The organism is Mucilaginibacter frigoritolerans (assembly GCF_007830615.1).
GTDB classification, from domain to species: Bacteria; Bacteroidota; Bacteroidia; order Sphingobacteriales; family Sphingobacteriaceae; genus Mucilaginibacter; species Mucilaginibacter frigoritolerans.
In genome coordinates this window covers 366,738-380,838 of the sequence record NZ_VLLI01000005.1, presented here as the reverse complement: position 1 = coordinate 380,838, position 14,101 = coordinate 366,738, and the positions used below count along the sequence as shown (strand labels likewise).

The following is a 14,101-nucleotide window of genomic DNA, read 5'->3' as shown; positions in this document are numbered from 1 at the left end:
TTGGTGTTTTTTTGTGTGGTAACTTAAAACTACCAATAAAGGGAGGTCTTTAAAAACCTCCCTTGCTTTTTTTTAATCTTTACCGGACACTAATACTTTCGAACTTCGAAACAGAATAAAAGAGTGTTTTCATAATAAGTTGGTTTAGTTTAGAAAGGCCGTTCCATAAGGAGCGGCTTTTTTATTTCGAACACCAGAACTCTGAAATCAACTTAATCCCTCATATTAATATATTGCAAAGGTTGACCAAAGTTATCGGATCTGCAAAGGCTGATTACGGCTTGCAAATCATCTATCTTTTTACCCTGAACGCGTACCTGATCGTCCATTATAGATGCCTGTACTTTTAAGCCGCTATCTTTAATCTTTTTAACAATCTTTTTCGCAGCTTCTTTATCAATACCTTCCTTAATTTTTATCTCCTTTCGGATCATATTGCCAGATGCGTACTCTTCTTTTCCAAAATCAAGGGCATTGGGATCCAAATTTTGTTTAACCATCCGGCCTATTATCGCATCCTGAATCGCTTTCAGTCGCATCTCATTTTCAATAACTATCGTTAAAGTATTGGTTTTCTTATCCAGATCTATGGTACCTTTTGTGCCATTAAAATCATACCGGTTAAGTATTTCCTTTTTTGCGATATTAATAGCATTATCTAATGTTTGTCCGTCAATTTTACTTACAATATCAAATGTTGGCATAATTTGTACTTTTTTAGGTGCAGCAAAATTAATGATAGTATTTGTGGTAATCCTAATTTAAGGAATTTATAAATTAGCAAACGGACAAAAAATATAGTAAAACAATCATTTTTTTTCAGCTTTACACCTTAAAATTAACTCAAACAGGTAATGTGCTAAAATCGAATAATATATTAACCTAACAATAAAAACACATTTACATACCAATGAGTTAATATTAACTTAACAATTAAATAAGCAGATTTGTAAAAATGGCCGAAAAGCCTGCCTTTTATATGGAGACTAAACATGTACCTTTAATAAACCGCGAAATAAGCTGGTTGTATTTTAACGACAGAGTTTTGCAGGAAGCTGCAGATCCAACTGTACCATTAATTGACAGGATAAAGTTCTTGGCTATATTTTCATCTAATCTGGATGAGTTTTACAGAGTAAGGGTAGCAACATTAAGCCGGTTATCAAACCTGAATTTAAAAGCAAAAGAAATTTTGGGTTATAATCCAAAAAAGATTTTAAACCAGATTAAAAATATTGTTGTAAGGCAGGAACGTAAGTTTAACAACCTTTATGAGAATATCATTGTAAAACAGCTGGCCGAAGAAAAGATCTTTATTCTTAACGACAAACAGCTGAATGTTAGCAGGGGAGAATTTGTAAAGCATTATTTCCGAGAAAAGCTTCTGGCTACGCTTGTACCTATAATGCTGGATGAAAGTTTACCTCTACCTGAATTGCGGGACAGGGCCATATACTTTTTTGTAAAACTTACTAAAGGCAAAAAATCACGTCTTGCTCTGATTGAATTTCCCGATATGCTTTCAAGATTTGTGGTTTTACCAGAAACCAACAACCTGAAGTTTATCATTTTACTGGATGATATTATTCGTTACAGTTTAGAAGATATATTTTTCATTTTTGAGCATGATACCATTGAAGCATACTCCATTCAGTTAACCCGCGATGCGGAGCTTGATCTGGATAAAGAAGTAAGTGAAAAATTCATTGATGCTTTATCTAAAAGCCTTCAAAAACGCAAAAAAGGTAAACCCATGCGTTTACTGTATGATTCAGAAATGCCGCTGGATATGCTGAAATATCTCGTTACCAAAATGGGATTGCATGGCGAAAGTCTGATACCTGGCAATCGTTATCATAACTTCAAGAACTTCATCGCTTTTCCTAACGTTGGCAGACATGAGCTGGAGTATGAAAAAAACATTCCTTTACCTGTTGAGGGGCTATCATTTGGAAAAAGTCTGATGGGTATGATCGCAAAAAAGGATTATCTAATCAGTACGCCGTATCAGTCTTATGATTACGTAATCCACTTCCTGCGCGAAGCGGCAATCGATCCAAAAGTAAAAGAAATCAGTATTGCCGTTTATCGTTTGGCCGAAAATTCAAGGGTAATGCATGCTTTAATGAATGCTGCCAAGAATGGAAAAAACGTTACTTGTTTGGTTGAACTAAGGGCCCGCTTTGATGAGCAGAACAACATAGGGTGGAGCAGAAGGCTGGAAGAAGAAGGTGTTAACGTTTTATATGGAATTGAAAACTATAAAGTCCACTCAAAAATTTGTCTTGTTTCCAGAGTTGATAAAGGAAAAACTGAATACTACGCATGTTTGTCAACCGGTAACTTTAACGAGAAAACCGCGCAGTTGTATGCCGACCACACCTTGCTTACAGCTGATAAAAGAATAACTGCCGATTTGGTTAATGTTTTCAAAGCATTAAATAAAAACATTCTGCCTAAAGGGTTAAAAAGCCTAATCGTATCGCCAATAGACTCTCGTCCGGCAATTTACAAGTTGATTGATAATGAAATAAAGAATGCCAAAGCCGGCAAAAAGGCCTATATGATTTTAAAAATGAATAGCCTGGCTGATGAGCAAATCATAGCCAAGCTTTACCAGGCCAGCAACGCAGGTGTTAAAATTAAGCTGATTATAAGAGGTATGTGCTGCTTAATTGCCGGGATGAAGGGATATAGTGAAAACATAGAGGTATTAAGTATCATCGATAAATACCTGGAACATTCGCGTGTACACATTTATTGCAATGGGGGAGATGAGCTGATTTATTTGACTTCGGCCGATTTTATGACCCGGAATATTGATACCCGTGTAGAAGTTGGCTTTCCTATTTATGATGAGCCGCTTAAGAAAGAAATCAGGGAGATCATTGATCTTCAGCTGGAGGATAATACCAAATCGCGCGAAATAAACAGCCATAACACTAATAAATACCACAAAACTAACTCAGCTGTACCTCACAGAGCACAGGTTGACATTTATAATTATCTGAAATATAAAACAAAAACAAATTGAGATACGCCGCCATTGATATAGGTTCAAACGCAGTACGATTACTTATAGCCGACATAATTGAAAATAAAGGTTCAGTTTCATTTAAAAAAAACACCCTGATAAGGGTGCCTTTGAGGCTGGGAGACGATGCTTTTCTGGACCATCATATTTCAGAACGAAAAACAGCTGAGCTTTTAAAAACAATGCAGGCCTTTAGTAACCTGATGGAAGTTTATAAAGTTACAGATTACCTGGCTTTTGCTACCTCTGCTATGCGTGAAGCTAAAAACGGAAATGAGGTGGTAAAACGGATAAAAGAATCAGCTGACTTAAACATTGAAATTATTGAAGGACAAAAGGAAGCCGGCATTATTTACGCAAGTCACATTGAACAAAATATAGATAAAAGTAAAAACTACTTGTATATTGATGTAGGTGGGGGCAGTACTGAATTATCCATGTTTTCGGCCGGGGAATTATGGGCTTCAAAATCTTTTAATATTGGTACTATCCGCATGCTGGATAATCAGGATACGGAAGAAACCTGGAATGAAATGAAAGATTTCATCCGCGATAATACCAGGCAGTTTAAACTGATATCGGGCATCGGTACCGGTGGCAATATCAATAAACTGTACAAATTATCGGAAGAAAAGGATAAAGCTCCATTATCATTTGGTAAACTTAAATCACTTTACAATTACTTAAGTTCATTTTCGCTGAAAGACAGAATCAATGTGCTTGGCTTAAACCAGGATCGTGCCGACGTTATTATACCTGCATGCGAAGTTTACATGACTGTTATGAAATGCGCCAACATAAAAAATATCTATGTACCAACAGCCGGTTTGGTAGACGGTATTATTCAAACACTTATCGAAAAAAACTTCAACAATGCAGGTTAAATTTATTTTAAGAAATTGTTTAAAAATTAAATAACTGTTACTATATTTGTAATGCCCTCTCAAAGGGCATGTTTTTCATAGGTAGATGTAGGGTCGAGTACTTGTTATTCGACCCTTTTTTATGCCTGAAATTTTACTAGCGGGCTAATTATTGAGATATATGAAGAAAAAGATTATAGTAGCCATTACCGGAGCCAGCGGTTCAATTTATGCCAAATTGCTATTACAAAAACTGCAACAGTTAAATGCTCAAATAGCTGATGTTGCTATAGTAATGTCTGATAATGCTAAAGATGTTTGGAAATTTGAACTGGATAGTGAGGATTATAGCAACCACCCTTATAAAACATACAGCAAAAAAGATTTCATGGCTCCCTTTGCTTCGGGGTCGGCAAAATTCGATACCATGGTTATTGTTCCTTGCTCAATGGGAGCTTTGGGACGTATTGCAAACGGGATATCCGATGATCTGATTACACGTACTGCTGACGTTATTTTAAAAGAACGCCGCAGACTAATACTTGTTGCGAGGGATATGCCATTCAACCTTATTCATATCCGTAACATGCAAACGGTAACTGAAGCAGGTGGTATTATCTGTCCGGCAATTCCTTCATTTTACAGTAAACCCAAAACCATAGAAGATCTAGCAATGACCGTGGTTAACCGGATAATTGATTTAATTGGACTGGAGAATGAAAGCTATAGGTGGAGTGAGTAATAATAAAATGAAAGTAAAAAATCACGTTCGTTTTACTCACATTTCTACGCTTTTCGAACTTTCCGACTAAATTACCTATCTTTGCCGCTTCAAAAAATGAACAAGAAAGTAGCATTTTATACATTAGGCTGTAAGCTGAATTATTCCGAGACCTCCTCCATAGGTCGCCTGTTTAATAATGCCGGCTACGAGACGGTTGATTTTACCAATACACCTGATGTTTTCGTTATTAACACTTGTTCAGTTACTGAAAATGCCGATAAAAAGTGCAGAAAAGTTGTAAGCGAAGCACTTAAAATATCACCTAATGCCTATGTAACCATAGTAGGTTGTTATGCCCAGTTAAAACCAAAAGAAATTGCCGAAATTCCAGGAGTGGATATGGTTTTAGGGGCGGCTGAAAAATTCCAGATAGTAGATTATATTACCGATCTAACAAAAAATCCGAAAGCAGTAGTTTATAATCACCCTGTTTCTGAAGCAAACCAGTTTGTTTCAGCCTGGTCATTTGGCGATCGTACCCGTACTTTTTTAAAGGTTCAGGATGGCTGTGATTATTCCTGTACTTTTTGTACTATTCCCTTAGCACGTGGCAGCAGCCGCAGCGATACTATTGAGAACGTAATTGAACGGGCTAAAGAAATAGCAGCTTCGGGAGTAAAAGAAATTGTTTTAACAGGGGTTAATCTGGGTGATTTCGGGATCCGTGACGGGGAGCGCCATGATAAGTTCTTCGATCTTGTTAAAGAACTGGATAAGGTAGAAGGCATTAACAGGTTCCGTATTTCATCCATTGAGCCTAATTTGCTAACCGATGAGATCATTGAGTTTGTAGCACAATCAAAACGATTTGTACCGCACTTTCATATTCCATTACAATCAGGCTCCGATAAAATATTAGGTCTCATGCGCCGCAGGTACAAACGTGAGTTATATGCTAACCGGGTAAGTAAAATTAAGCAGCTAATGCCCCATTGTTGTATTGGGGTTGATGTAATTGTAGGTTTTCCGGGCGAAACGAGGGAAGAATTTATTGAAACCTATAATTTTTTAAACGAGCTAAACGTTTCCTACCTGCACGTATTTACTTACTCAGAAAGGGAAAACACCTTGGCCAGCGAAATGAGCGGTGTTGTACCGGGCTCAACAAGAGCCGATAGGAGTAAAATGTTGCACATTTTGTCTGATAAAAAAAGAAGAGCGTTTTACGAAAGTAATTTAAATAAAACAGAAGAAGTATTGTTTGAGGGTGATATTAAAGATGGTTTTATGCATGGTTTTACCCGTAACTATGTGAAAGTAAAAACCAAATACGACCCGGTTTTAGTAAACGAACTGAAAGCGGTTTATTTAACAAAAATTTCACTCGATGGTGATGTTGAAGTTACAGAAAGCGAAGAAATATTAGCTCATTAAACGCTATATTGGCCCAAATTTTTTAATCCATGTTTCCAACTTTATCCTCACTTATCCAATATTTTACCGGTATTTATATTCCTCTGCCTATACAAACATTTGGATTTTTTGTAGCCATAGCCTTTATTGCAGGCTATTGGGCTTTTGTACAAGAGTTTAATCGTAAAGAAAGGCTTGGGGTTGTTCATTCATTTAAGAAGACCATAACTGTAGGTGCAAAAATTTCAAGCACTGAGCTGATTGGCAATGCCTTTTTTGGTTTCGTTTTAGGATTCAAATTACTGGATTCAATCTTGCACTATCACGATTTATTAGATAATCCACAGGATTTTATTTTATCTGCCCGTGGAAACTGGTTAGGGGGGATAATCGGAGCAGCAGCTTTTGCTTATTGGGCCTTTTATGAAAATAAAAAACAGTTATTACCCGAACCTAAAAAACAAGAAGTAACTGTTCATCCTGCCGAATTAATGGGCAGCATACTTTTTTGGGCGGCAGTGTGTGGTTTTGCAGGAGCAAAAGTATTTAATGCACTCGAAAACTGGGGCGATTTTATGAAAGATCCGGTTGGTATGCTGATAGGTTTTAGCGGACTAACTTTTTATGGCGGTTTAATTTGCGGTGGAGCAGCAGTATTATACATTGCACATAAACATGGCATTAAACCATTAGATATGCTTGATATTGGAGGCCCGGGTATGATGCTGGCTTATGGGGTGGGCCGTATCGGCTGTCAAATGTCGGGAGATGGAGATTGGGGTATTAACAACCTGGCTCCTAAACCACATTGGCTAAACTGGGCACCTGATTGGATGTGGGCCTTTAACTTTCCTCATAATGTAAATGACGAAGGCGTTTCCATTCCGCTTTGTACAGGTAAATTTTGCCATGTATTACCGGTACCTGTTTTTCCTACTTCGTTTTATGAGTCAGTTGTTTGCATATTACTGTTCTTCTTTTTGTGGAGCATCCGAGGTAGAATAAAAGTAGCCGGTGTAATGTTTGGCATTTATATGATATTAAACGGGGTTGAAAGATTCTTTATTGAGCTGATCCGGGTAAATACCAAATATCATGTAGCCGGTATTAGTTTTACACAAGCTGAAATGATATCTCTATTAATGATAGTTGGAGGTGCTGCGTTAATTTATAATGGTAAAAATAAAAAAGTGATATCAACAACACATGGCTAATATACCCCTGGGGCAAAAATTATTAAAAAACCAGGTTATCAGGTTTGTACTCTCTGCGGGTGTGGGCTTTTTGGTTGATGTATCTGCTTTTTATCTTTTTTACCATAATTTACTTACGGAAAAAACATATCTTATATTTTCATTTACAGTACGTAACTCCACACTGTCATTGGCCCTTTCGTTTTTTATGGGCGTAGTGGTTAATTTCCTGATTACACGCTATTTTGTGTTTTCTGAATCCAAACTATCTCCAGTTGTGCAATTCATCAGGTTTATATCTGTAGCAATCATTGGTTTTTTTGCAAACCTTATGGTTTTAAAGTTTTTTATTCAGTATGTACATATATATCCTCCGGTAGCCAGGCCAATTGCTGCTTTAAGCTTATTTTTTGCAAGCTATTTTGTACACAAGTTTTTTTCATTTAGTTTATCATTAAGACACCATGCAACTGGAACAAGTAACCAGCAAAGTAGTTGAGATTGCTAAAGAAGCAGGAGCGTTTATACGCGAACAACGAAAAACATTTAGTGCAGACAAAATTGAGATCAAAGGTCTTAATGACCTGGTATCATACGTCGATAAAACAGCCGAGCAAATTATTGTTGCCGCCTTAGAAAAAGTTTTACCCGAAGCTGGTTTTTTAACTGAAGAAAAGACCATCAACAAAAAAGGCGAAAAATATAATTGGATAATTGATCCTCTTGATGGTACAACCAATTTCATCCATGGCTTACCGGTTTATTCAGTGAGTATTGCATTGCAAGAGAATGAAGAACTTATTTTAGGCGTTGTATATGAAGTTAACCAGGACGAATGTTTTTACGCGTGGCAGGGGTCCAAGGCATTCCTGAATGGGAATGTAATCAAAGTAAGCGACAATAAAACTATTGATAAAAGTTTACTGGCTACCGGTTTCCCTTATTATGATTTTGAAAAACAGCCTGCTTATATTGCTTTATTTACCGAACTGATGAAAAGCTGTCATGGCTTGCGTCGTTTAGGATCGGCCGCGGTTGATTTAGTTTATACTGCCTGCGGACGTTTTGACGGTTATTACGAGTACAATTTAAATCCATGGGATGTAGCTGGGGGTATAGTCATTTTAAGACAGGCAGGAGGGGATGCAGTTAACTTTAAGGGAGGACAGGAGTGCCTCAACACTCGCGAACTATTAGCAACCAATGGCAAAATAACCAAAGAAATGCTGGAAGCTATTCAAAAATATTTCTAATTAAACACGAATAAAAAAAATCGAATTTCCTCGAATTTCACAAATAATCATTTCAGATATAATTCGTGAAATTCGAAAAAATTCGATCTAATTAGCGTCTAATATTATTATAGAGCTTCCGATATTACTTCGGTAACTTCAGGAACCATACGCTTAAGCAAGTTCTCAATTCCAGATTTAAGCGTTACTGTTGATGAAGGGCAACCGCTGCAAGAGCCACGCAATTCAACGGTAACCACACCTTCGTCAAACGATTTATAAGTGATAGCACCGCCATCCTGTTCAACCGCAGGGCGAACATAATCATGTAATATCTGCTGTATTTTCACTTCTGTCTCTGAACCTTCAAAGTTGCCCGCTTCGGCTTGTTCTTCTTCCTGAACTTTCAATTCAGCCTCAACAGCGCCTTTTACAAACTCTTTTAATATCGGCAAAATATCATCCCAACTGTCTCCGTCAAATTTGGTAACAGTAACAAAGTTACTTGCAAAGAAAACTCCGTTAACAAATGAAAATTTGAATAACTCTTTAGCAAAAGGCGATTTTTCTGCACTTTCTCTGGTTGCAAAGTCTACGCTTCCGTTAATCAGCAACTTGTTCACAATGAACTTCATTGTTGCTGGGTTTGGAGTTGATTCTGTATATACGTTGATATTCATCTTAGTTTTAAATTAATATAATCAATTAACAAATTTAGATAGCTTTTTGATTTATTCAGTACTATTAAACAGTTATGACCTATGCGTGACTTATATGTTTGAAGTTTAAATGCCTGTATAATTAGATGGAGAAATCTTTTTTATCTCCTCTTTAATAGTTGCGCTTATATCCAGCCCTTCAACAAAATCAGCAATAGTTGCTGCATTTACTCCCTGATTAGTGCGGGTGAGCTCTTTTAATGCTTCATAAGGATTTGGATATCCTTCACGGCGCAGGATGGTTTGTATAGCTTCGGCAACAACAGCCCAGTTAGCTTCCAGATCGGCATTTAAAGCATTCTGGTTTAGCAGTAATTTGTTTAAACCTTTTACGGTTGATTTAATAGCAATTAAAGTATGTGCCACGGGCACGCCAACATTCCGCAAAACGGTTGAATCAGTTAAATCGCGTTGCAATCTTGAGATTGGCAATTTAGCCGCAAAATGTTCAAACAATGCATTTGCAATACCCAGGTTACCTTCAGAATTTTCAAAATCAATAGGGTTAACTTTATGCGGCATAGCTGATGAGCCTATTTCGCCTTCTTTTATTTTCTGTTTAAAATAATTCATCGAGATATACGCCCACATATCCCGGTTAAGATCAATCAGTATATTATTTATTCTTTTTAAAGCATCGCACTGTGCTGCAAAATTATCATAATGCTCTATTTGAGTAGTAAACTGCGACCTGCTTAAACCTAAAATATTGTTTACGAAATTATTTCCGAATGCCTTCCAGTCAATTTCAGGATAACCAATATTATGCGCATTAAAGTTACCGGTGGCTCCACCAAACTTTGCTGAATAGGGTATAGGTTTTAACAAGTTTAGTTGATTCTCTAGTCTTTCAATAAAAACCTGAATTTCTTTTCCCAACCGGCTTGGCGAGGCTGGCTGCCCGTGGGTATGCGCCAACATGGAAACATTTTCCCAATCGGCAGCGTATTTTTTTAATATGTCTATTAACTCATTAATGGCTGGGTAATAAGTATTATTTAAAGCCAGTTTAACAGTATACGGGATCGCTGTATTATTAATATCCTGTGAGGTTAAACCAAAATGTATAAACTCTTTATACTCGCTAAGGCCCAGTTTATCAAACTCTTTCTTTATAAAATATTCAACCGCCTTAACATCATGGTTGGTTGTTTTTTCAATAACTTTAATACTCTCCGCATCAGCCTCGCTAAATTTTTTGTAGATATCACGTAACTTTTCCGCTACATTTTTATCAAAGTTTTGTAGTTGAGGCAAAGGATGTTCGCATAAAGCTATAAAGTATTCTATTTCAACAAACACGCGGTATTTTATAAGGGCATATTCCGAAAAGTACAAGGCTAGTTCTGCGGTAGTATTACGGTAACGGCCATCAATGGGCGATATTGCTGAAAGAGGTGTTAAGTTCATGTGTGTTAATTTTTTGCAAAGTTAGCAATTAAGCCGGGGTTTTTATGATGGCTTTATACATAAAGGTCCTGATTTAGGGGATAAGATTGTCGCAAAAAGCCCTGTATAATGGCAATATTACCCATCTAAAAATCAATGTCTTAAAAATAACTTTGGATGAATTGTTTTTTCGCTTTGGAAACTTTGAAATCTAAAAATGTTTCCATAGTTTTGACCAATTAAGTCAATGGTTCAAACAGAAAGAATAATTCAGGGTAGCGAAGAACTGTTTTTAACAGCAGGGATAAAAAGCATCACAATGGATGATATAGCCAGGCACCTGGGTATGTCAAAAAAAACCATCTACCAATTTTTTAAAGATAAAAATGAATTGGTGATAGCTTTGGTGAGGAAGAAGCTAAAAGAGGATGAAGATCAGATGGCTGACATTATCAGCAAATCGGGCAATGTGATTGAAGAGATGATTAATATGATGAAATGTTCGGAAGAAATATTTTCAAGAATTAACCCGATAGTAATTCATGACATGCAAAAGTATCATCCTGAGGCCTGGAGGCAGTTTCAGAACTTTAAATCGGGGGTATTAGTACATACACTTGAAGAGCTTTTAAATAAGGGAATTAATCAGGGATATATAAGACCCGAGATTGATGTTAAAATAATTGCCCGGATGCGGGTTAACCAGGTAGAATTTGGCTTTAACACCACTATTTTCCCTGTTGCTGAATTTAACACATGGACAGTACAGCAACAATTTAACGAACATTTCAACTATGGCATTTGTACACTTAAGGGATATAAATTACTCAATCAATACAAAAACATTGCTAACGAGTAAAGCTGTTGACATAGGGCTGTCATTTACAATGCTTTATTTTGATAATAATGTCCAATTAAAAGATCTTAAATCGATATACACAAAACACAACCAATAAAAATGAAATATAAATTACTAATAGCTTCCATATTGTGTACAATGGCCTTAAAAAGCCAGGCACAGCAAGCGGTTCAGGATACCGGCATATATAAATATACTGTAGCTGATTGTGTGAATTATGCCTACGCCCATCAAGACTCTGTTGTAAATGCTGCTTTGGATATTAAGAGCGCAGAATATAAGGTGAAAGAAACAACCGGAATTGGCTTGCCACAGATTAGTGGTACTGCTGGTTTTCAAGATTATTTAAAAACACCGTCAATTATATTCCCAGATTTTATATCAGGTCCTATTTACTCTATTCTGAATCAACAAAACGTTAAGAACAGCTCCACTAATGAGGTTATATCGGCAACTGCGCCTCAAAGCAATTCTAAACCACAGTCAATAAGTTTATATCAAACTTATAATAGTAATTTAGGGGTAACGCTAAATCAAATATTATTTGACGGCTCATACCTTGTGGGATTAAAGGCTTCAAAAACTTATAAAGAGTTATCTCAATGTATGTTTACACGTTCAAAAATAGAAGCAAATGTAAACGTTACCAAAGCTTATTATCAGGTATTGGTTAGTAATGAACAAATAAAATTACTAGATGCCAACATTGAACAACTTAAACAACAATTAGATCAAACTATTGCTCAAAACAAACAAGGTTTTGTAGAATTGATAGATGTACAAAGATTACAGGTTCAATATAACAATTTGCTAACCAATAGAGATAATACGGTTAGGCTGCTAGTTTTAAATTATCAGCTTTTAAAATTCCAAATGGGTATGCCTATCAATGCTAAGTTGGTTTTGATAGACAAACTTGAAGATATAAAACTTGAAGACAATTTAGCGGACAATGGTATTGACACTTCATTTTATCATAATAGAATTGAATATAGCCTAACTGAAACCAATTTGAAACTTAATGAGCTTGATTTGCAACGTAAAAAATCGCAATATCTTCCAACTTTGTCGGCAGTTGGAAATTCTGCTATTACTTATCAAAACAATAGCTTCAGTCAGCTTTATAAAACCTCATATCCTGCAACCTATATAGGCGTAAATCTAAATGTCCCGATTTTCAGTGGTGGTCAAAGAATAAACCAGGTAAGGCAGTCGAAAATAGCAGTGTTAAAATCGGAGAATGATTTATATAATCTTAAGAATGCGTTAACTCTTCAAGCAAGTCAGGCTCAGATTACTTATACAAATGGTCTGCAAACATTAAAAAATCAAAAGCAAAGTCAAGAATTAGCACGAGAAATTCTGAGGGTAACTGAAATCAAATATAAACAAGGAGTAGGCTCAAGTATAGAAGTTACACAGGCTCAGACAGACCTCGAACAGGCTGATAATAACTATATAAAAGGCTTGTACGATACATTGGTAAGCAAAGTTGATTTAGACAAAGCATACGGGCGCATTAAATAATTATAACCTTATACTATTAACAGCATATAAAAAAGAGACATGAAAAAACTAATATACATTTCGGCAATACTGGCACTGGCGGCTTGCAGTAAACCTAAAGATAAAGCTGCTGAGCTGGCTGATCTGAAAAAACAACAGGCAGATATCAATTCAAAAATAACTCAACTACAATTAGAAGTTGGCAAAAAAGACTCTGTAAAAACAACTGATGTAAGTGCTTATACTATTAAGGCAAGTAATTTCACCAACTATGTACAAATCCAAGGCCGTATAGATGCCTTGGAAAATGTCACAGCCTATCCGCAATCTCCAGGGTCCATTACAGCTATTTATGTAAAGCCAGGTCAAAAAGTAACTAAGGGACAGGTTTTGGTACAATTAGACAATAGCGTTTTAGTTCAGAACATTGCCCAGGCAGAAACCCAGGTTAATCTGAATCGTACTTTGTTTGAACGTCAGAAAAACTTATGGGATCAAAAAATTGGCACCGAGGTACAATTCTTACAGGCTCAAACAGCTTTACAAAGCTCCATAAAACAAGTGGCTTCTTTACGTCAGCAAGCAGATCTTTATCGTATAGTATCACCCATAAACGGCACCATTGATCAGATGGACCTTAAATTGGGACAGATAGCACAGCCAGGAACTACCGGTATTCGTATTGTGAATGCTAACTATTTAAAAGTTAAAGCTGATGTCCCAGAATCGTATTCAGGTAGTGTTAATCAGGGTGATAGTGTTTTAATCCTTTTCCCTGATGTGGATGATTCATTAAGAACAAAGGTTACCTTTGCTGCTAAAGTTATTGACCCTAACTCGCGCAGTTTTGGCATTGAAGTACAACTGCCACAAAACAAAGAGTTTCGCCCTAATATGACTGCTGTTGTGAAAATTGCCAATTACTCAAGGCACAATGCAATTGTTGTTCCGTTAAACAGTATCCAAAAATCAGATGAAGGCGATTACGTGTATGTAAATGTAAACGGCTTTGCAAAACGCAAAAACATTACAGAAGGCGCCACCTCAAACAATTTAACCGAAGTAAAATCAGGCCTTACCGCTGGTGACCAGGTCATAACTGAAGGCGCCAGTGAACTTGGCGACGGCGATAAAGTAAGAATATTACAAGCTGGTAATTAATTATATAA

Annotated in this window: 13 protein-coding genes; 10 read left to right on the top strand and 3 right to left on the bottom strand. The window is 36.5% G+C overall.

The window, feature by feature from the left end; translation table 11 throughout:
* Positions 1-212: 212 nt before the first annotated feature.
* Positions 213-704 carry a YajQ family cyclic di-GMP-binding protein gene (locus JN11_RS10845; RefSeq protein ID WP_144912458.1) on the bottom strand — a complete coding sequence of 164 codons (492 nt, stop codon included), beginning with the start codon at positions 702-704 and terminating at the stop codon, positions 213-215.
* Positions 705-979: 275 nt separating this feature from the next.
* Between JN11_RS10845 and ppk1 the strand changes: the two genes are divergently transcribed.
* The 7 genes from ppk1 (at position 980) to JN11_RS10810 (ending at position 8,480) form a co-directional block, all read left to right on the top strand.
* Positions 980-3,034, top strand: a complete 2,055-nt coding sequence (gene ppk1 / locus JN11_RS10840; RefSeq protein ID WP_144912482.1) for a polyphosphate kinase 1 — start codon at positions 980-982, stop codon at positions 3,032-3,034.
* On the top strand, positions 3,031-3,918 hold the full coding sequence (locus JN11_RS10835; RefSeq protein ID WP_144912456.1) for a Ppx/GppA phosphatase family protein: 888 nt from the start codon (positions 3,031-3,033) through the stop codon (positions 3,916-3,918). The genes ppk1 and JN11_RS10835 overlap by 4 nt, the downstream gene beginning before the upstream one ends.
* Positions 3,919-4,078: 160 nt before the next feature.
* Positions 4,079-4,639, top strand: a complete 561-nt coding sequence (locus JN11_RS10830; RefSeq protein WP_144912454.1) for a UbiX family flavin prenyltransferase — start codon at positions 4,079-4,081, stop codon at positions 4,637-4,639.
* 96 nt (positions 4,640-4,735) lie between these two features.
* Complete coding sequence (gene mtaB, locus JN11_RS10825; protein ID WP_144912452.1) at positions 4,736-6,055, top strand: tRNA (N(6)-L-threonylcarbamoyladenosine(37)-C(2))-methylthiotransferase MtaB; 1,320 nt, start codon at positions 4,736-4,738, stop codon at positions 6,053-6,055.
* Between the two features lie 29 nt (positions 6,056-6,084).
* Positions 6,085-7,248 carry a prolipoprotein diacylglyceryl transferase gene (locus JN11_RS10820; protein WP_144912450.1) on the top strand — a complete coding sequence of 388 codons (1,164 nt, stop codon included), beginning with the start codon at positions 6,085-6,087 and terminating at the stop codon, positions 7,246-7,248.
* Positions 7,241-7,726, top strand: a complete 486-nt coding sequence (locus JN11_RS10815; RefSeq protein WP_144912449.1) for a GtrA family protein — start codon at positions 7,241-7,243, stop codon at positions 7,724-7,726. Before JN11_RS10820 ends, JN11_RS10815 begins: the two co-directional genes overlap by 8 nt.
* Positions 7,692-8,480, top strand: a complete 789-nt coding sequence (locus JN11_RS10810; RefSeq protein WP_144912447.1) for an inositol monophosphatase family protein — start codon at positions 7,692-7,694, stop codon at positions 8,478-8,480. Before JN11_RS10815 ends, JN11_RS10810 begins: the two co-directional genes overlap by 35 nt.
* Positions 8,481-8,587: 107 nt before the next feature.
* Here the strand turns inward: JN11_RS10810 and JN11_RS10805 are convergent, their stop codons facing one another.
* A complete protein-coding gene (locus tag JN11_RS10805) occupies positions 8,588-9,139 on the bottom strand; it encodes a NifU family protein (protein WP_144912446.1) in 552 nt (183 codons plus the stop codon).
* A 105-nt stretch (positions 9,140-9,244) separates the two neighbouring features.
* Positions 9,245-10,588 (bottom strand): adenylosuccinate lyase, encoded by a 1,344-nt coding sequence (purB, locus tag JN11_RS10800; protein ID WP_144912444.1) that lies wholly within the window; start codon positions 10,586-10,588, stop codon positions 9,245-9,247.
* Between the two features lie 226 nt (positions 10,589-10,814).
* On the opposite strand from purB, the gene JN11_RS10795 reads away from it, so the two are divergent.
* The 3 genes from JN11_RS10795 to JN11_RS10785 all read left to right on the top strand — a co-directional run bounded on the left by JN11_RS10795 (position 10,815) and on the right by JN11_RS10785 (position 14,093).
* Positions 10,815-11,426 (top strand): TetR/AcrR family transcriptional regulator, encoded by a 612-nt coding sequence (locus tag JN11_RS10795; protein WP_144912442.1) that lies wholly within the window; start codon positions 10,815-10,817, stop codon positions 11,424-11,426.
* A 99-nt stretch (positions 11,427-11,525) separates the two neighbouring features.
* The gene (locus JN11_RS10790) at positions 11,526-12,953 is read left to right on the top strand and encodes a TolC family protein (protein WP_144912440.1); all 1,428 of its coding nucleotides are present in this window, start codon (positions 11,526-11,528) and stop codon (positions 12,951-12,953) included.
* Between the two features lie 39 nt (positions 12,954-12,992).
* Complete coding sequence (locus tag JN11_RS10785; RefSeq protein ID WP_144912439.1) at positions 12,993-14,093, top strand: efflux RND transporter periplasmic adaptor subunit; 1,101 nt, start codon at positions 12,993-12,995, stop codon at positions 14,091-14,093.
* The last annotated feature ends 8 nt before the right edge of the window (positions 14,094-14,101 follow it).